The organism is Marinicella meishanensis, from assembly GCF_019931145.1.
GTDB classification, from domain to species: domain Bacteria; phylum Pseudomonadota; class Gammaproteobacteria; order Xanthomonadales; family Marinicellaceae; genus Marinicella; species Marinicella meishanensis.
This window is the reverse complement of the sequence record NZ_JAIOUV010000007.1, coordinates 149,848-168,194: the sequence shown is the minus strand read 5'-3', so window position 1 is coordinate 168,194 and position 18,347 is coordinate 149,848. Positions and strand designations below refer to the sequence as shown.

15 protein-coding genes are annotated in these 18,347 nt (G+C 53.0%); 7 read left to right on the top strand and 8 right to left on the bottom strand.

The genetic code is table 11. The features are described 5' to 3' along the window. Positions 1-177: 177 nt before the first annotated feature. Positions 178-2,247 carry a TonB-dependent receptor family protein gene (locus K7G70_RS13060; RefSeq protein ID WP_223789099.1) on the bottom strand — a complete coding sequence of 690 codons (2,070 nt, stop codon included), beginning with the start codon at positions 2,245-2,247 and terminating at the stop codon, positions 178-180. 2 nt (positions 2,248-2,249) lie between these two features. Further along, a complete protein-coding gene (locus K7G70_RS13055) occupies positions 2,250-3,380 on the bottom strand; it encodes a PQQ-dependent sugar dehydrogenase (RefSeq protein WP_223789098.1) in 1,131 nt (376 codons plus the stop codon). 153 nt (positions 3,381-3,533) lie between these two features. Between K7G70_RS13055 and K7G70_RS13050 the strand changes: the two genes are divergently transcribed. Then, entirely contained in the window at positions 3,534-5,156 is a 1,623-nt protein-coding gene (locus K7G70_RS13050; protein ID WP_223789097.1) for an amidohydrolase, read from the top strand. 286 nt (positions 5,157-5,442) lie between these two features. Here K7G70_RS13050 and K7G70_RS13045 read toward each other — a convergent pair whose 3' ends face one another. Together K7G70_RS13045 and K7G70_RS13040 are read right to left on the bottom strand one after the other, a co-directional pair. After that, on the bottom strand, positions 5,443-5,808 hold the full coding sequence (locus tag K7G70_RS13045) for a YbaN family protein (RefSeq protein ID WP_223789096.1): 366 nt from the start codon (positions 5,806-5,808) through the stop codon (positions 5,443-5,445). 7 nt (positions 5,809-5,815) lie between these two features. Continuing rightward, positions 5,816-6,262, bottom strand: coding sequence for an SRPBCC family protein (locus K7G70_RS13040; protein WP_223789095.1), 447 nt, complete (start codon positions 6,260-6,262; stop codon positions 5,816-5,818). Between the two features lie 105 nt (positions 6,263-6,367). Between K7G70_RS13040 and K7G70_RS13035 the strand changes: the two genes are divergently transcribed. The 3 genes from K7G70_RS13035 to K7G70_RS13025 are packed head-to-tail and all read left to right on the top strand — an operon-like array spanning position 6,368 to position 8,887. Next, complete coding sequence (locus K7G70_RS13035) at positions 6,368-7,774, top strand: WS/DGAT/MGAT family O-acyltransferase (RefSeq protein ID WP_223789094.1); 1,407 nt, start codon at positions 6,368-6,370, stop codon at positions 7,772-7,774. Positions 7,775-7,805: 31 nt separating this feature from the next. Then, positions 7,806-8,588 (top strand): esterase/lipase family protein, encoded by a 783-nt coding sequence (locus K7G70_RS13030; protein WP_223789093.1) that lies wholly within the window; start codon positions 7,806-7,808, stop codon positions 8,586-8,588. 8 nt (positions 8,589-8,596) lie between these two features. Beyond that, entirely contained in the window at positions 8,597-8,887 is a 291-nt protein-coding gene (locus K7G70_RS13025; protein ID WP_223789092.1) for a DUF6122 family protein, read from the top strand. Here the strand turns inward: K7G70_RS13025 and K7G70_RS13020 are convergent. From K7G70_RS13020 to K7G70_RS13010, 3 genes are all read right to left on the bottom strand, one after another. Next, complete coding sequence (locus K7G70_RS13020; protein ID WP_223789091.1) at positions 8,884-10,482, bottom strand: ABC-F family ATPase; 1,599 nt, start codon at positions 10,480-10,482, stop codon at positions 8,884-8,886. The genes K7G70_RS13025 and K7G70_RS13020 overlap by 4 nt on opposite strands. Before the next feature lie 118 nt (positions 10,483-10,600). Beyond that, on the bottom strand, positions 10,601-11,716 hold the full coding sequence (locus tag K7G70_RS13015) for an SGNH/GDSL hydrolase family protein (protein WP_223789090.1): 1,116 nt from the start codon (positions 11,714-11,716) through the stop codon (positions 10,601-10,603). Positions 11,717-11,718: 2 nt separating this feature from the next. Beyond that, complete coding sequence (locus K7G70_RS13010) at positions 11,719-13,128, bottom strand: MBOAT family O-acyltransferase (protein ID WP_223789089.1); 1,410 nt, start codon at positions 13,126-13,128, stop codon at positions 11,719-11,721. A gap of 215 nt (positions 13,129-13,343) precedes the next feature. Here K7G70_RS13010 and K7G70_RS13005 point away from each other — a divergent pair, with 215 nt between their 5' ends. Next, complete coding sequence (locus tag K7G70_RS13005) at positions 13,344-16,496, top strand: efflux RND transporter permease subunit (RefSeq protein ID WP_223789088.1); 3,153 nt, start codon at positions 13,344-13,346, stop codon at positions 16,494-16,496. Continuing rightward, positions 16,493-17,542 (top strand): efflux RND transporter periplasmic adaptor subunit, encoded by a 1,050-nt coding sequence (locus tag K7G70_RS13000; RefSeq protein ID WP_223789087.1) that lies wholly within the window; start codon positions 16,493-16,495, stop codon positions 17,540-17,542. Before K7G70_RS13005 ends, K7G70_RS13000 begins: the two co-directional genes overlap by 4 nt. A 64-nt stretch (positions 17,543-17,606) precedes the next feature. On the opposite strand, the gene K7G70_RS17945 is transcribed toward K7G70_RS13000, so the two are convergent. Continuing rightward, positions 17,607-17,741, bottom strand: coding sequence for a hypothetical protein (locus tag K7G70_RS17945; RefSeq protein ID WP_255590059.1), 135 nt, complete (start codon positions 17,739-17,741; stop codon positions 17,607-17,609). 173 nt (positions 17,742-17,914) lie between these two features. On the opposite strand from K7G70_RS17945, the gene K7G70_RS12995 reads away from it, so the two are divergent. Further along, the gene (locus K7G70_RS12995) at positions 17,915-18,343 is read left to right on the top strand and encodes an SUF system Fe-S cluster assembly regulator (protein WP_223789086.1); all 429 of its coding nucleotides are present in this window, start codon (positions 17,915-17,917) and stop codon (positions 18,341-18,343) included. Positions 18,344-18,347 lie beyond the last annotated feature (4 nt).

Below are 18,347 nucleotides of genomic sequence, written 5' to 3'. Positions count from 1 at the left end.
ACCCTTCGGGTCGCTTCGCGTGGTTGAAATGCTGTCCTTGCATTTCAATTTGCGGTCAAGCCGCAGGATGACAAATGTTTTTAGTCAAAGAGTTAAACGAAAAGAATGCGCTCAACGCCAGCTTTTGGAGGCTGCCGCGGTCAGCAATGACAGTTCATTCCTTTGATTTGTGTGGGCTCAAAAAGACCATTTGATACCGGCATAAAAAGCCCGGCCTTCGCCGCTGTAGAAGTAATTGCCATCGGTGCCACCGGCATCGGGGATTGGTAGGCTGGTCGAAATGTAAGTCTGATCAGTGAGGTTCTTGGCATCGAGGTACCATTCAAAGCCTGCAGTTGATTGATAGGACACGGTTAAGCCGGTCAGCAGGTAGTTGTCGGTGCGGAAACTGTTGGCCAAATCAATGTAATAAGCGGTGGGCACCCATTCGATGTGTGGGGCGATGCGCCAGCCAGTGGGCGTTTGGTAACTCAGCTTGGCTTGCACATAATGTTCGGGGATGCCTGGGATCCGGTTGTTGCCAAATTCTGGATCATCATCCAGTTTGAAGCGGGTCCATTGGTAATTGACTTGCCATTGGAATTGATCCATTTCGATCAACACTGACTCCGCCACACGCCATTGCAAGGCGGCTTCCAATCCCCAGTGCGTTGAGTCATCGGCATTGGTGGTGCGGGTGGCCCCATCAGGAAAACGAAAACGGATGAACTCATGATCCAATTGGCTGTAATACACGGCCACATCCCAACTCAGGGTGCCTTGGGTGCCACGGGTGCCCAACTCCAGGGTGTCGGCGCTTTGGGCCCGAATCGGGGCATTGATGCCCGGTTGGTTGCCGTTGTTCAATTCGGCGAATGACGGGGCTTCGAAACTGCGCGACAGGTTGCTGAACCATTGGCTGTTGCCCGTTCGATACAGCAGGCTCAGGCGGGGGTTGACTTGCTGATAATCGCGCTTGCTGATCACGCGGTTGGGCCAAGTTTCGGTGATGTCACGTTGGGCGTGGACCGCTTGAATGGCCGCGGTGGCGGTGAGCCGGTCACCAAAGTGGTCGACCAGCAACGGTTGTTGGCGCTCGTAGGTGAGGGTGGTGGTCCAGGCTTGTTGCTGGCGGGACAAACGGTCGGCACCGGGCAAACCGGCTTCATTTTCCCGCCGCCGCTCATCTTGCGTGCCGTAGTGGCTGTGCAGACTCAGGGTATTGAACCCATGGGTCCAGGTGAATTGTAATCCGGTGTCTGCCGAATCGCGGTCAATGTATGTGAACACCGGGTTGACCAGGTTTTTGTCGGCATGGAACAAGGCGAAGTTGAATTGGCCACCAGAGTGGCTTTGGTGTTGCAGACGATGGCCCAGTCGGGTCATGGTCAAATTGCGGTGGAAGTTGCCATTGATGTTGAACCCCCGGGATTGGCGGGGATCGGCCAACAACAGGCTTTTGGACAGGCTGCTGGGCAACTCGGCATGGGTGTTGAGGTGAAACAAGCTGCTTTTGTGGCGGGTAGTGCGGTCTTTTTGGTATCGGTGCTGCCAATCAAAGCGGCTGCTGCGTTGCTGGTTTTGTACCCGAAAGCCGTTTTGACTGAAATGGCTGGCGCGCAGGCGCATGGCGTGGGCGGATCCCTCATCGAATGCGGGGCTCCATGACACCAAGGCTTGTTGGGTGGCAAAGCTGCCGGCGGCCAATCGCAGTTGGTGATCCGCATCGGCTTGTGGTTCGGTGGTGCCAAAGTTGATCACCCCACCCAGGCCGCTGGCTCCTTGGCGCATGCCATTGGCACCACGGTAGACCGTCACATAGTCGGTCAGCCAAGGGTCGATGGCTTGAAAATCGAATGAACCGTCGGCGGTGTGCAAGGGCAAGCCATCGTAGAGCAGCTGCAGACCGCCACCTTGGAATTGGCGGCCCAAGCCAGAGCCACGGATGGACACCCGAGCGCTTTCGGCGCCGTTGCGCGGTTGCACAAAGACCCCTGGGGTGAAATCCAACAAGTCTTTGATGTTGGAGGCTTTCTGCTGGTCCCACAGCTCAGGGGTGGTGATGCTGGCGCCTCCAGCCGTGTCGTTCACCCGACGGGCTTCAGGCAACAATGGCGCTGGCAAGGCTTGTTGTTCGCTGGACACCACCATCACCGGTTGTGCCACAGCAGGCTTGTCTTGATCAGCCTCCTTGCTGTTGAGGCTTTGTTGGGCAGCAGCGGTCAGCACGGTGCTGCTCAACACCAGCCAAATCAACGGTTTGTGCATGTTTACTGGGCGGCCGGTGAAATCTTCAAAATGCGGCCATCGGGGTGGTCAGTGGCCACATAAATTAAGCCATCAGGACCTTGTTCAATGGCCCGGATGCGTGACTTCTGATCTTTCAGCAGACGCTCTTCTGACACCACATGGCTGCCGTCTTTCAGTTTGATGCGGTTCAGGTGCATCAGCTTCAAAGCGCCGGTGAAGATGTCGCCACGCCAATTGGGAAACGCGTCACCGGAGTAGATCAGCATGCCTGAGGTGGCGATCGATGGGTCCCAGTAGTGGATGGGTTGTTCCATGCCCGGCATTTTGGTTTTGTCGGTGATTGGCGTGCCGTTGTAATTGATGCCGTAGGTGATCACTGGCCAGCCATAATTTTTGCCGGCTTCGATGTGATTGATTTCATCACCGCCCTTGGGGCCGTGCTCATTGCCCCACAATGCGCCGGTTTCCGGGTGCAAAAAAGCGCCTTGGATGTTGCGGTGACCGGAACTCCAAATGTCCGGCAACACACCATCCTGGCCAATGAATGGATTGTCAGCGGCCGGCTGTCCGTTGGTGTCTATGCGCACCACTTTGCCGTAATGGGTGCCCATGTCTTGAACGTCACCTTTGCCACAATTGCGGTCGCCCAAGGTCACGAACAGGTGCCCGGTGCGATCAAACACCAACCGCGAACCATAATGGTAACCAGCCCGGCAGGCTTGGGCTTGGTGCCAGATTTCGGTGGTGCCCTCCAGACCCTCGTCGGTCAGTTTGGCTTTGCCCACCGCGGTGCGTGACTGATCGCTGCCTTCTGCTTTGGCATAGGAAAAATAAATCATCTGATTGTTGGCAAAATCGGGGTCCAACACCACATCCAACAAGCCGCCTTGGCCAGTGTCATTGACCGCCATCAACCCCGCCAATGGGGCCGAAACCGAGCCATCGGTGTTCACCACTCGCAGGTTGCCGGCTTTTTCGGTGACCAGCAAGCGGCCATCGGGTAAAAAGGTCATGCCCCAGGGTTTTTCAATGCCTTCGGCATAAGTGCTCACGCTGATTTCGTGGCTGGGATATGATTTGGCCGGTGTTGAGCCGGACCAGGCCAGCAAGGCAGTGACGGTTGTTGCCAACATCCAATTCAAGTGTTTCATGTGCATTCACCCAATGGTTTTCAAAACCATCATTGTAAACGCAAATGGTGAAGGTTGTGTCGAACCTGGGCTTGGAACGGCTGAATTGAGCGGCTGACGCGTTGAGACGAGTTTTGTTAGAATGTTTGGCTTTCAATGACCACAGGAATGACCATGCGCTTACCCCTTTTGCTGCTGACCTTGTTTTGGGCCGCCACCGTGCCGGCTGAAATTATCCACTTGACCCACATCAAAGGCTACAGCCACAATGGTCAGGCCTTACAGCAACTGGACCAATTGCTGTTTGATACCGCATCAGGCCAAATCCTGGCCCCCACAGCAGAGAACCTCAAAGGTGCCCGGGTGGTCGATGGTCAAGGGCAGGTGGTGTTGCCGGGTCTGCACGATGCCCACGGCCACATTTTGAATTATGGCTTGTCGCGCTTGAAAGTGGATCTCAGGGGCTTTCAAAGCCTGTCCGATACTGTGGCCCAAGCCACCCAATACGCGGCCGAAAACCAAGACTTGCCATGGATTGTAGGTCGCGGCTGGAACCAGGTGTTGTGGCCGGGTAAAGCCTTCCCATCGCGTCACGATTTGGATCAAATTTCCACCGAAAAACCGATTTGGTTGGAGCGCATTGATGGCCATGCGGGCTGGGCCAATTCCAAAGCCCTGGAACTCGCTGGCATCAATCGAGATACGGCCAAAGGCAATGATTTGATTTTGAAAGATGCCGAAGGCATTCCCACCGGCATTTTGATTGACAACGCCATGTATGCGGTGGATCGGTTGGTGCCTGCCATCACCCCTGAGATGAAAGTCAAAGCCATGAAATTGGCCTTGAATGATTTGGCAGCAGCGGGTTTGACCTTTGTGCATGACGCTGGCATCGGTGGTGACAGCCACCGGATTTTTACCGACCTGGCCACCAAGGAACAATTGCCAATCCGGGTGTATGCCATGCTGGCCAGTGGCGATCCTCTGTTCGTTGAACTCCTCGGGCAAGGTCAACTGAACATCGAGAATCGCTTCATGGTGCGTTCGGTTAAGTTGATGATTGACGGGGCTTTGGGCAGTTATGGGGCGATCATGCATGAACCGTATTCAGACAAACCCGAGATGCGCGGTGCCTATGTACAAACCCCGGCGCAGATTGAGCAACTGCTGGATTCAGTGGTCCAAGCCAATTTCCAGGCCAATGTTCATGCCATTGGGGATCGCGGCAACACCGAAGTGATTGATTTGTTGGCCAGGCCAGCCATGAAGTCCAGTGAATTGCGCCACCGGGTGGAGCATGCCCAAATCTTGCGCCTGTCTGACATCGCCAAATTCAAACAACACAACTTGATCGCTTCCATGCAACCCACCCACGCCACATCCGACATGAACATGGCCGAAGATCGGGTGGGTCCCGAGCGCATCAAAGGGGCTTATGCCTGGCAAAAACTGATTCAAGCGGGGGTGGTGATTGCTTCGGGTTCTGATTTCCCGGTGGAGTTGATCAATCCATTTCATGGTTTGCATGCGGCGGTCACCCGCCAAAATCACCAAAACCAACCGATCGGTGGTTGGTACCCAGAGGAAAACATGACGGTGGCACAGGCCTTGCAGACCTTCACCATCAACGCCGCTTATGCAGCCCATGCCGAATCGTTCAGTGGTTCTTTGGAGGTTGGCAAGCAGGCTGATTTCATTGTCATTGATCAAGACATTTTTGAGATCAAGCCCCAAGACATCTGGAAAACCCAGGTGTTACAAACTTGGGTGTCTGGACAGCCTGTTTATGAACGCTGAAACAACACCAACTGATCTGCGCCAACAGCACATGACGGCTTTGGCAAGTGGCGATTATGAGTCATTAGCAGTGCAGCGCTTGCAGTAAACGTGTTATCTCATCATCAACGCACATGGCGCAACGCATGTTTTGGTCAATGCCCAGGGTCGGGCCCAAACCTTTCGTCATGTTTGGCAGATCAAAGAATGGTTGCAACAGTCGTTTGGCATTGCCGCCGACAATGTGCCAGTTAACAATTTAACATCAGACCGCCAAACCACCTGACTGATGCCTGAGCTGATGGGCTCATGACGGCCTGGTCAAGATGAAAGTGGCTACGGCGATCAGCACCAAGACTTGGGCGCCGATGGCCCACAAAGGGGCGCCCAATGCCCAGCTTAGTAACGGCATGGCAGCCATCACGCTGACAGCAATGGTTTTGCTCTTGCGGTCGATGCGGCCGCCGTCTTGCCAGTTTTTGATGATCACCCCCCAGCGTGGGTGGCTGAGTAACCATTGGTGTAAGCGGGGTGATGACTCAGCGAAGGCCAAGGCCGACAGCAAGATGAAGGGGGTGGTGGGCAGCAGTGGCATAAAAACGCCAATGATGCCCAACACCAGGCTGACCAAACCCAGCGTCACCCACAGCAGCCTTTTGACGCGGGCAATCAAACGCAGATCATGCTTGGGCCAAAACCCATTTGACGTGATCCAAGCGCTTTTTAAACACCTTTTCCAAGCGTCTTTTGAACCACCAGCCCATCAAGTGACCGATGACGGGGGTGGTGATGGTGAAATGTGAATGCCAGTCGACTTTGACCTGCTCACCCACCTCAGTGAACTCCAGCCAGCCGTTGTGGTGTTTCAGCGGCATTTTGGGGCGGGTTTCGGTGATTTGGTAATCATAGCTTTTGTTCAGTTCAAAGCCATTGATTTCTTCGATGAAGGTGATTTTGGGCGCCCGCACCATGCGCACCGCTCCGAGGCCATTTTTGTCCGGGTCACCGGCCTTCATCATGCGGCAGGTCAAACCGCCGCCGGTGAGGAATTTTCGGTGGTCACTGATGTGGGCAAACACAGCCGTCAAGGGGTGGTTATAATGCGCGGTGACATGGACTTGATGCATCAGACATATACTTCATTGTTCAATCTGTTTATTATATGCTGAGCCTTTGAATTTCTGCTATGATTGATTGATGATTCTGACCGACCCCAGCCTGGCCTGATCTGCATGCAACCCCTCAGCGGACTGGACTCATCATTTTTGTATTTGGAAACCGACAGCCAGCCGATGCACGTGGGTGGCCTGAATGTGTATGAAGGTTCTTTGGCCTTCGATGACTTCAAGGCTTTTTTGGCGGAACGTTTGCCCTTGGCACCCCGTTTGTCACAACGCCTCGTCCAGGTGCCGTTGAGTTTTGATCATCCCTATTGGGTGGATGATCCGGATTTTGATCTGGACCTGCATTTACACCATGCGGCCTTACCCAAGCCCGGGGATTGGCGGGCTTTGCGCCAACTCACTTCACGCATTTTTGGTCAAAAACTGGACCGCTCCCGGCCCTTGTGGGAGTTCGTGTTCGTTGAAGGCTTGGACGCCATCCCGCAGGTACCCAAGGGGTCGGTGGCGGTGATCAGCAAGATTCACCATGCGGCCATCGATGGGGCTTCGGGTGCGGCCATCTTGGGATTGTTGTTCGATGTGACCAAAAAGCCCCGAAAAATTCCACCCATGCCGCCCAAAGAGGTGGCGCCATTGCCCAGTGATTTGACCCTGTTGCGTCGCAGCACCATGAATTTCATCAAACGGCCATTGAAACTGCCAGGCCTGTTGTTGGAAACCGCCAAATCCACCTGGCATGCCGGGCGCTTGTCACGGGTCCAAAGCCCAGACATTCCGCGGTCGATTTTTAATGCCCCACCGAGCCTTTTGAATCAATCGATCACCGCCAAGCGCCTGTGGAACAGCGCTTTGTTGGACTTAAGCCGGGTCAAAGCCCTGCGCCAAGGGGTGGCGGGAGCCACCTTGAATGATGTGGTGTTGGCCATTTGTACCGGAGCCTTACGTCGGTACCTGTTGGAAAAAGATGCGTTGCCTGACAAACCTTTGGTGGCCATGGTGCCGGTTTCGACCCGCACCCAGGAGGAACAGCAAAACATGGGTAACCAGGTGTCCGCGATGTTGGTGCAACTGCCCACCGACCAAGCCGATCCAGTGATCCAGCTGCAAAAGATCCACCAACACACCCAACAAGGCAAATCCTACCAAAATGCCATCGGCGCCAAGCAATTGATTGATTATGCTGAATTCATCCCTTTTGCCCTGGGTTCGCAAGCCACCCGCCTGTATACCCGCATGCAAGCCAGCCGCTACCATCGGCCATTTTTTAACCTGGTGATCACCAACGTGCCAGGTCCCCAGGTGCCGCTGTACATGAACGGGCACAAAATGTTGGCCCACATGGGCATGGCGCCGGTGTTTGATGGCATGGGTTTGATCATGCCTGTGTTCAGTTACAATGGGGTGATTTCAATCAGTCCTACAGTGGCGGCCAAAGTGATGCCAGATGTGGACTTGTTCACCCGTTACATCCGGGAAGCGGCCAACGAACTGGAACAGCACCTGGCATCCAATTGAAAGCCGAGCCCAACAACCCCACATCAACACCATGACTGCAGCCAACACCCAAACTGCCCATGCTCCGCAACGCCCATCATGGCTCAAGGTGGCGCTGGAAATGCCCACATTTTTTGAGGCCGGTTCATTGGCTCTGAGTTTCCCCTTGCTACAAACCACCCCCAAAGGCGATGGTCATCCGGTGCTGGTGTTACCCGGTTTTCTGGCCTCTGATTTTTCCACCCACTTACTCAGAACCTTTTTAAAAAGTCGCAATTACCGAGCCTATGGTTGGCGCTTGGGCCGCAACCTCGGACGTCACAGCCATCCAGAAACCGCCTGCGGCCCGGCCATCATCCGCCGCTTGCACGACATCCACCAAAAGCACGGTGTAAAAGTCAGCGTGATTGGCTGGTCATTGGGTGGCATCTATGCCCGGGAATTGGCCCGAATGCATCCTGAAATGGTGCGACAAGTGGTGAGCATGGGCAGTCCGTTTGGGCCCAACCGTCGGGCCAACCATGCGATCAAAATTTTTGAAAAAACCAGTGGCCACAAACTGTCTGACATGTGTCCCCAATTGATCAAGAACATGCCATTGCCACCGCCGGTGCCCAGTACCGCGTTCTACTCCAAGACCGATGGCATCACCGCATGGCAATGCTGCTTGGAGCAAGAAAGTGAATTCACCCAGAACATCGAAATCAATTGTTCTCACTTGGGCTATGGCCATCATCCGGCGGTGATGTGGGCTTTGGCCGACCGCTTGGCCCTGCCTGAGGATGGGTGGCGTCCTTTCAAAGCCAGGCATGTGGAAAGACTGATTTATCAGTAAGGGTTCTGATGTTTCACATCCTGTTGCATGTCTTGGTTCCCTTGTTGGTGGCTGTGTTGTTTTATCGAGACAAATGGTTCAAAGCCATGCTGATCATGTTGTTGACCATGCTGGTGGATGTGGACCATTTATGGGCCGATCCCATCTATGACCCTGAACGTTGCAGCATTGGCTTCCATCCTTTGCACCACCCTGGGCTGTTGCCCATCTATGCCTTGCTGATGGTCCACCCCAAAACCCGTTTGGTGGGTTTGGGGTTGTTGATTCACATGGTTCTGGATGGGCTGGATTGTCTTTAAGCGGCCTTGATGCCCTGGCGTTCCAGGTATTCAGCATAGGTGCCCCTGAAATCGACCACTTCATGGGGCAGGATTTCCAGCACCCGGGTGGCGATGGATGACACGAACTGGCGGTCATGTGAGACAAATATCAAAGTCCCTGGGTAGTTTTCCAAGGCCAGGTTCAATGACTCAATCGACTCCATATCCAAGTGGTTGGTCGGTTCGTCCATGATGATCACATTGGGTTGTTGCAGCATCAGCTTACCAAACATCAAGCGGCCTTTTTCGCCCCCTGACAACACCGAAACTTTTTTCTGTGAGTCTTCCTTGGAAAACAACATGCGCCCCATGACCGAACGGATAGCTTGTTCATCGTCTTCGGGTTTTTTGAATTGTTCCATCCATTGGAAAGCAGTGATGTCCTGTTTGAAGGCGCCCATGTTGTCCTGTTTGAAGTAGGCGATGTCCACATTCTCAGACCATTTGATGGTGCCGGTATCGGCCTCAATGGTTTCGGTGATGCAGTTCAAGAAGGTGGTTTTACCGATGCCATTGGCACCGATCACGGCCAGGCGCTCACCGACTTCCAACAACAAATCCACGTCTTTGAACAAGGTGAGATCATCAAAGGACTTGCTCAAGCCATTGATTTGCAAGGCATTGCGGAACAACTTTTTCTCTTGTTCGAAGACGATGTATGGGTTCACCCGGGATGAAGGCTTGATGTCTTCCAATTTGATTTTTTCCAATTGCCTTTGTCGCGAAGTGGCTTGCTTGGCTTTGGAGGCGTTGGCCGAAAATCGCGAAACGAAGCTTTGCAGCTCGGCAATTTGGGCTTTTTTCTTGGCATTTTCCGTGTATTGGCGTTCCCGCGCTTGGGTGGCGGCGGTCATGTACTCGTCGTAGTTGCCTGGAAATACCCGCAATTCACCATAGTCCATGTCGGCCATGTGGGTGCACACGGCATTCAAAAAATGGCGGTCATGTGAAATGATGACCATGGTTGATTTGCGGTTGTTCAGGGTTTCTTCCAACCAGCGGATGGTGTTGATGTCCAAGTTGTTGGTCGGCTCATCCAACAGCAAGATGTCTGGATCGGCAAACAAGGCCTGGGCCAACAGCACCCGCAGTTTCCAACCTGGCGCCACTGCGGACATCGGTCCGTAATGTTGTGCTTCTGGAATGTCCAGCCCCAACAACAACTCACCCGCGCGGGCTTCGGCTGAGTAACCATCCATTTCAGCAAAGGTGTTTTCCAATTCGCCCACCAACATGCCTTCTTCATCGGACATTTCCGGCAGCGCGTAAATGCGATCGCGTTCGGCTTTGACTTCCCACAGTTCTTTGTGCCCCATGATCACGGTGTCAATCACTGAAAATTCTTCAAACGCATACTGATCCTGACCCAACACCCCAATGCGCTCATCCGGGTCGTAACTGACATTGCCAGAAGACGGGACTTGTTGGCCGGTGAGGATTTTCATGAAGGTGGACTTGCCGCAGCCGTTGGCGCCTATCAGGCCATAGCGGTTGCCGTTACCCAGTTTGACTGAGATGTTCTCAAACAATGGTTTGGATCCGAATTGCATGGTGATGTTGGCGGTGGTGATCATGGCTTTGAGGCTGTGTTAGAACGAGGGCGCGATTATACAGAGGTTCGGCGTCAATGTTCCTTTTTTTATGAGGTCAATTGCAGAAATAATGCCAGAATGGCCGGCGTTGGGGGTCGCTTTACGGATTCAGGGCTTCAATCAGGGCTTCAGTGACGCGTTGGATGCCTTCGTTGTTGAAGTGTAGGGTGTCATAATAGAACTGGCACTGTCGCTCAGCGGCAAACAGTTCGCGCAGGTCAATCAACTGAAAATTCGGGTGATCGAGGTATTCCAGCAGCAAGGCATCCACCAATTCATCGATGTTGCTGGGTTTGACCATGTATTCAAAGAATTCGTTCTCAGGCAGCAGCAACAAAGTCAGTTGTTTGTCGGCTTGTAAGATGCGATCAAATAAATACCGCCATTTTTCGGCATGGGGTTGAAGGTCAATTGACACCGGATGCCATTGTTGTTTTTTCAAACGGGCTTTGGCTCGCCGATTGGAACAGTTTTTATAAGCCGGCACGAATTCGTGAGGGACCTGGCTGAGGTTTTTGAATTGACTGGCGCTGTTGATACAACTGGCCAAACTGCTCAAATCATGGGCACACAAATCACCCGACATGGCTCGGCTGTAATCCAGCACCTCTGACCACTTGTTGGCGTGGTGTTGATGCTGGCGATGTCGCTTGAGTGGATTCAAGACCCAATCTTTGATGTCACCGGCATAGTTCTGCAGGGCCATTTGATTCAGCCAAATGTCGTTGTCACTGGCATTTCTGAAATAGTCGAACGTGTCAAATTGCCAATAGTCTTTAAATGGCCAGGTGATTTTGAATTCTTTTTGGGTGTTGCCCAGGTTGACGAATTCATGTTCATACAAACCCAACATGATGCCTTGCAACTCTGGCAAATGGTCGATGGACCACTCGGCAGCGGTGTGGGTGGCCAAGAAATTGGAGCCTGCCAAGGAGAGCCGCAAGTGATTGATGTCGCGTTCAGCCCTGGCGTCACGCAGTTGTCCATGATCAATGCCCCAATCCATCTTGGAGTCGCCCAAAGTCACCCAATGGATGCGCTTTAGGCCAAATCGTTCAAATGCATTGAGTCGCGTCACGGTGTTGCCCATGTGTGACAAGGGCGACAGCATGCGATCATACCAGCCAGCGCGCAACATTCCTTCAATCATCAGCAGCAAAGCAGACAAAATCACCAAAGGTAACCAAAACTTTTTGTGCTTCAAAAATTCAATCATAATCAGAATTGGAAATACATGAATGAGCCGGTGTTTTGGCTGCTGAACAAATACAACACGATGGCCAAAAGACACTGCAATGTGACATAAGGTGCGGTCTTCAAAGTGCTGGATTTTTCAAACAAGTCAAGTTTGGCTTGCAGCAGGTGCAACAGGGGCAACAGGGCAATGACCAAAATGGGTATGGTGTTGTTGGTGGTGAATTTGAATTCACCGTGCAGGGTGAAAATGTGGTGGATCATGGTGGCGCTGTCAGTGAAATCGGCGGCCCGGAAAAAGATCCAAGCGAAACACACCAGATGGAACACCAACAACCATTTCAACAAGCGGAATATCAAATGTTTGTTATTCAACACAATCCATTGGAACTTGCTGTTGAAGCGTTCCACGGCCAGATAGACCCCGTGCAACACGCCCCAGATGGCAAAATTCCATGATGCGCCGTGCCACAAGCCACCCAAAAACATGGTCAAAAACAGATTGCGCATGGTTTTGTAGGCCCCCTTGCGGTTGCCGCCCAAAGAGATGTACAGGTAATCACGCAACCAACGCGACAGGGTCATGTGCCAGCGTCGCCAGAAGTCTTGGAAGCTCAAAGACACATAAGGGTGCATGAAGTTGCGGGGAAAGGTGAAGCCCAACAGTTTGGCCACACCGATGGCGATGTCTGAATACCCGGAAAAATCAAAATAAATTTGAAAGGCAAAAGCATACACGGCCAACAAATTCATCATGCCTGAATAGCCTTGCGGGTTGTTGAAAACGGGGTCAACAAATAAGGCCAGGTTGTCGGCAAACACCACTTTCTTGACCAAGCCCAACATGATCAACAACAAGCCGGATTGGGCCATGGCAAAACTGAAATGGCGTTTTTCATCCAGTTGTTTGAAAAACTCCGAGGCCCGCACGATGGGTCCTGCCACCAGTTGCGGAAAGAAGGAAACAAACAAAGCATAATCAACAAAACGGGTTCGCGGTTGTAACTGGCCGCGGTGGATGTCAATCATGTAGCTCATGCTCTGGAAGGTGTAAAACGAGATGCCCACCGGTAACAACAACTCAACACCTGGGATGGCATAAGAAAACCCCGCACCCTGCAACACCGCATTGGAGGAATCCACCAGGAAGTTGAGGTACTTGAAGATCCCCAGAATACCCAAATTGACGGTCAAACTGAGGTACAGGAATTTGTGTGGCTGGTCACTGCGAAAGTACTTGAGACCCAAGATGAAGTCACAGACGATGGTGATGTAGATCAGGATCAGATAGGACCAATTCCACTGGCCATAAAAATAAGCACTGGCAAACACCAAAAACCACAGTTCAGAGCCTTTGTGCAACCGACGCAGGATGGCACTGACCACCAGCACAACCACCAGAAACACAAAAAACGATAGGCTGTTAAACAACATGGGGGATCAATTCCGTCGGTGGCCGTCTGTAAAAAGTGCTGCATTATACACCGAAATTTACAAGCGTTAAGCGCCGAATGTATGGCTGGCTATTTTTTGTTCATGGATTGACAGACCGTGACTTTTGGCCTACAGCGTTCTTCGTAAATAGGGTCTAATGGCACATTGAAGCGGGTTGACCCGTTGGTAAACTGGCTGAAAAAATCAGGTGTGGCATGAACATAACCAAAGTCAGTTTGAACAACCCGGCCAGCATGGCGGTCATCCTCGCCCTCATTGTGTTGTTTGGTTATTTGTCCATCAAGGACCGCCCCTTGCAATTGTTACCGCCATTGTCACAACCCCAAATATCCATTTTCAACAACTGGCGAGCAGCCGCTCCTGCGGAAATGGAATCCAACATCATAGAGCCGCAGGAAACCATTCTCCGACGCACCCCAGGTCTGAAAGAAATCACCAGCAACATCAATCGGGGTTTCACCAACACCACCTTGACCTTTGAACAAGACACCGATCTGCAACAAGCGCTGATCAATGTCATCAACAACCTCAACCAAGCCCCACCATTACCGGCCGATGCTGGCGAGCCTTTTGTGGCGGTCGGTGGGCAAGGGCAGCCCAACGTGGCATCGATCCAAGTTTACACCCAAAAAGACAATGTGGATGCCGATTACACTTCAGAGCGCTATGAATATGTTTTTGATGAAGTGATTGAGCCCCGCTTGGCCCGCATCCCAGGGGTCAGCCGGGTCAACATGAACAGCCGCCGACCATTGGAAGTGCGGATCAACTTTGACCCCTATCAGGCCGCCGCTTTGGGGGTGCCGGTGAGCAGCATTTCACAATCCATCGCCGCGGCCAATGACGTGTCGGCTGGCTTTGCCGATGTGGGCCGGCGGCAATACACCGTGCGGTTTTTGGGCCAGCACGATTTGGACGGTTTGGAGTCGATGATCATCGCCTGGGTGGATGGGCGGCCGATCCAATTGCATGAAGTGGCCACCGTGGAAAAAATCCCGGTGGATGGTTTTGGGGTCAACAAACGCAATGGCTACCCGTCTTATTACATCACCTTACAAAGTGGCACCGACTCCAACACCGTGGAGATCTTGGATGAAGTCAATGTGGCCATCAAAGAATTGAATGAGGGTCCCTTGGATGAGGCCGGTTTGATCATTGAATTGAGTTATGACTCGTCGGTTTACATTCGACGGGCCATTGATTTGGTCAAGAACAATTTGGGCCTGGGTGTGATGCTGTCGATCGCCGTGTTGTTCTTCTTCTTGCGGGATCGGCGGGCCACCTTGATCATTGCCACCGCCATTCCGGTGTCTTTGATGGTGGCCTTCATGGCCCTCAAAGTGTTTGAGTTGTCGTTGAATGTGATTTCATTGGCCGGCTTGGCCTTTGCCGTAGGATTGATCTTGGACGCGGCAATCATCGTGCAAGAAAACATCGTGCGTTACAAACAAAACGGGGTGTCATTGCAGGAGGCCGTGGTCAAAGGCACCGAACAAGTCAAAGGGGCCTTGTTTGCTTCCACCGTCACCACCATCGCGATCTTTTTACCCATTTTGTTTTTGGAAGGCATGGAAGGTCAGATGTTTTCAGATTTGGCCATCACCCTGTCGGTCAGTGTCATGGCCTCTTTTTTGGCCGCCATTTCGATCATTCCGGTGGCCAGTCGGTTGTGGTTGCAAGGCCAACAAAAAGCCGACCCCTGTGAATCGGCTTGGGAACGCATCACCGCTTGGGTCATGCGGGCCACCGGTACGCCGGTCAAACGGCTGTCATGGGTGGGTGGTTTGGCCGCCATGTCTTTGGCCATCGTGGTGTTTTTGATGCCGAAAGCGGACTTCTTACCGCCAGCCAAAGCCGATGCCGTGCAGGTGTTCTTCAATGCCCCGCCGGGGGTGACCACCGATGTGTATGAACATGAGATTGGGCAATTGATTGTGGACCGTTTGCGACCCCACATGGAACACCAAAAAGCACCGTTCATCAAAGGCTACAACCTGTCGATGTTTGGCACCAACAGCATTTTGTACTTGTATCCCCTGAACCCAGAAGACACCGAACAATTTGTCGAACTGCTCAGTGGCGACTTGCTCAAAGGCATACCTGACACCACCGCGTTTCCCAGCCGGGCCTCCCTGCTGGGTGTGGGCAACAACGGTGGGCGCTCCATCACCGTCAATTTGCAAGGCTCTGACATCTCTGGTTTGATGCAGGCGGCCAGGCAAAGCATGCCGGTCCTGCAGCAAGCCTTGCCCGGAGCCATGGTCCGTCCCTTGTCTGGCTTGTCATTGTCTGAACCCGAATTACAGATCATTCCCAATGAACACCGCATCACCGAAGTGGGCTTGACTTCACGGGGGCTGGCCAGTGCCATCCGCTCCTTCACCGGTGGTTTGTTTGTGGGTGAATATTTTGATGGCAACAACCGCTACAACATGATTTTGCGTTCTGCCGGTTGGTCCAATCCCGATCAACTGGCCGCCATTCCGGTGGCCACCCCATTGGCCGGGGCCCAAACCATTGGCTCTTTGGCGCGCATCGAACGCACGGTGGGGCCCAGCAGCATCCAACGGGTTGATGGTCAAAAAACCATCAGCCTGCAAGTGCTGCCTGCGGCCCACATGACGGTGGAAGAGGCCTTGGAGAAATTGCGCCTGGTGGCCGGACCACAGATGCGTGAATTCCTGCCTGATGGGGCCGCCATCCAATACAAGGGCAGTGCCGACCGTTTGGAATCGGCCTTGGGTGACATGTTGAAGAATTTCTTGCTGGCGGTGTTGATTTTGTTTTTGATGATGGCCGCCATTTTCAAATCAATGCGCGATTCCTTGTTGGTGTTGGCCGTGATGCCACTGGCCCTGGCTGGTGGCCTGTTGGCTTTGAAATTACTGAACCTGGTGGCTTACCAATCCCTGGACATGTTGACCATGATTGGCTTCATCATCTTGCTGGGCCTGGTGGTCAACAACGCCATCTTGTTGGTCAGTCAAACCCGCGACGGCGAACGCCAAGGCTTGGCGCGCTGGGAAGCCGTCCAACAAGCGGTGCGGGTGCGGGTCAGGCCGGTGTATATGAGTACCTTGACCAGCATCTTTGGCATGCTGCCCTTGTTGGTCATCCCGGGGGTTGGGTCCGACATCTACCGGGGATTGGCCACCGTCATCATCGGCGGCATGGTGTTCAGTTTGTTGTTCACCTTGTTGCTGATGCCCAGCTTGCTGTTGCTGGGACAACCTGGTGGCTGGCTTGAACGCATCAAGCAAGCCATTGGCGGCCAACAGCCCAGTGAATCACCCCAATCCGCCAAAGGCATGGCCCAAGTGGCCCAAGATCCTGGAGTACAATCATGAAAAAAATCTTCACCTGGGCGTTGTTGCTCAGTGGCCCCTGGGCCTGGGCCCAAGAGCCCGTTCAAGTCCCCGGTGTGCCGGTCATCACTGACACCGTGAAACAAACAGAAGTGGTGCCGACCATGCCGGTTACCGGCAATGTTCACAGCCAAAATGCCTTACAGATTACGGCCGCCATCACCGGTCAATTGGAATTTGTGGCCGAACCCGGGACCGCCTTGGCACCGGGTGATGTGATTGTCAAAATGAACACCCAAGCACTGGAACTGCAACAAGCAGAGCAACAGGCTTTGATCAAACGGGCCACCGCCCAACTCAATTACCTGGAAACCACACTGCGGCGACAGCAAGACCTGGTCAAAGCCCAGTCCATAGCGGCCAACGCGGTGGAACAATCGGAGTCTCAACGCGACGTCGCGGCCAGTGATTTGGAAGTGGCGCAGCTGCGCTTGGCACAGATTCAAGAGCAGTTGGAGCGGTCGGTGATCAAAGCCCAATTCCATGGGGTGGTGTCGCAACGCGACCGGCGTGAAGGTGAAACAGTGGCGGCAGGCACGGTGCTGGCTGCGGTCACCGACATGGACAACTTGGAAATTCGGGCTCAGGTGCCATTGCGCTATGCCAAATTCATCCAAGTGGGACAATCACTGGATTTGTTTGCGCATGAAATCAACCAACAGGGCGTGGTCAAATCGTTGGTGCCTGCGGGCAACAACCGCAACCAGTCCTATGAGCTCAGGCTGCAATTTACCAACACCCATGACCTGACCATTGGTCAATTGGTCAGTGTTTCGGTGCCCATGTATCAGGCACGATCGTCTCTGGTGGTCAATCAGGATGCCTTGGTGTTGCGCGAAAACGGCACCTTCGTGTTCAAAGTGTCGGCGGCCAACACGGTGGAGCAAGTCAGTGTCAAAGCCAATGAAAATGTCGGTGATTTGATTGCCATTGATGCCGACCTCAAAGCCGGTGACCAAGTGGTGATTCGCGGTGCCGACAACTTACAGCCAGGTACCGCGGTTGAAATCAAGAACAGCCAGGGTTAAGCAGCAACGAACCCAACGGTTAGCCTGACTGCCGCAAGGCATGGATCTGATCCAAGGTTTTGCGTTAAGCCACTGATTGGCTGCCTTGAGAAAAACTTAAAGCCACCAATTGGCGGTGCAGGGCTTTGATTTGTTCGTTGATTTGTGGGTCAATCTGGATCTTTTTCTGCTGTTTGATTGAGCTGATGATGTGGGTCATGGTGGCTCCTGATTTGCTGGATTCAATGACCCACATTGTGCCAACAAAAGATCACAAAAAAATCACGAACGGGTGAACATTGCATCACATCATTGCCAGGCGGTGGCTTGAAATGGGGGCTTTTGATTTTAAATAGTACTTAATCAGTCCTATTTGGTGCTATAATCCGCGCCATGCTGAAAATGTCCAAATTAACCGAGTATGCCTTTATGGTGATCATGGCTTTGAAAAAGTCAGATGTGCCGGCGTCTGCCGAACAGGTGGCCCGGGCCACTGGCTTGGAAACGCCGACCGCCAGCAAAATCCTCAAGCAGTTGAAAAAAGCCGGTTTGTTGGCCGCCAAGCGCGGCGCCACCGGCGGTTACTTTTTGGTCAAAAGCAAACAAGACATCTCTTTGCACGAAGTGATCAAGGCGATGGAGGGGGGCATGTCGCTGACCGATTGTGCTGAAGACGATGCCGCCTGTCATTTAACCGATGCATGTTACATGAGCGCCGGCATGAAGCGGGTCAACCAGGTCATTCTCAAAGCCCTGGAGAGTGTCACCGTCAGTGACATTCTGGACGACCAGAAAAAAATCACTTTACAAATCAAACCGTGAACAC

Coding starts and splice junctions, on each gene's coding strand:
- K7G70_RS13010 (WP_223789089.1), bottom strand. CDS start 13,128: ATGTTGTTTAACAGCCTATCGTTTTTTGTGTTTCTGGTGGTTGTGCTG.
- K7G70_RS13060 (WP_223789099.1), bottom strand. CDS start 2,247: ATGCACAAACCGTTGATTTGGCTGGTGTTGAGCAGCACCGTGCTGACC.
- K7G70_RS13050 (WP_223789097.1), top strand. CDS start 3,534: ATGCGCTTACCCCTTTTGCTGCTGACCTTGTTTTGGGCCGCCACCGTG.
- K7G70_RS13025 (WP_223789092.1), top strand. CDS start 8,597: ATGTTTCACATCCTGTTGCATGTCTTGGTTCCCTTGTTGGTGGCTGTG.
- K7G70_RS13000 (WP_223789087.1), top strand. CDS start 16,493: ATGAAAAAAATCTTCACCTGGGCGTTGTTGCTCAGTGGCCCCTGGGCC.
- K7G70_RS13055 (WP_223789098.1), bottom strand. CDS start 3,380: ATGAAACACTTGAATTGGATGTTGGCAACAACCGTCACTGCCTTGCTG.
- K7G70_RS13015 (WP_223789090.1), bottom strand. CDS start 11,716: ATGATTGAATTTTTGAAGCACAAAAAGTTTTGGTTACCTTTGGTGATT.
- K7G70_RS13035 (WP_223789094.1), top strand. CDS start 6,368: ATGCAACCCCTCAGCGGACTGGACTCATCATTTTTGTATTTGGAAACC.
- K7G70_RS13040 (WP_223789095.1), bottom strand. CDS start 6,262: ATGCATCAAGTCCATGTCACCGCGCATTATAACCACCCCTTGACGGCT.
- K7G70_RS13030 (WP_223789093.1), top strand. CDS start 7,806: ATGACTGCAGCCAACACCCAAACTGCCCATGCTCCGCAACGCCCATCA.
- K7G70_RS13005 (WP_223789088.1), top strand. CDS start 13,344: ATGAACATAACCAAAGTCAGTTTGAACAACCCGGCCAGCATGGCGGTC.
- K7G70_RS13020 (WP_223789091.1), bottom strand. CDS start 10,482: ATGATCACCACCGCCAACATCACCATGCAATTCGGATCCAAACCATTG.
- K7G70_RS12995 (WP_223789086.1), top strand. CDS start 17,915: ATGCTGAAAATGTCCAAATTAACCGAGTATGCCTTTATGGTGATCATG.
- K7G70_RS17945 (WP_255590059.1), bottom strand. CDS start 17,741: ATGACCCACATCATCAGCTCAATCAAACAGCAGAAAAAGATCCAGATT.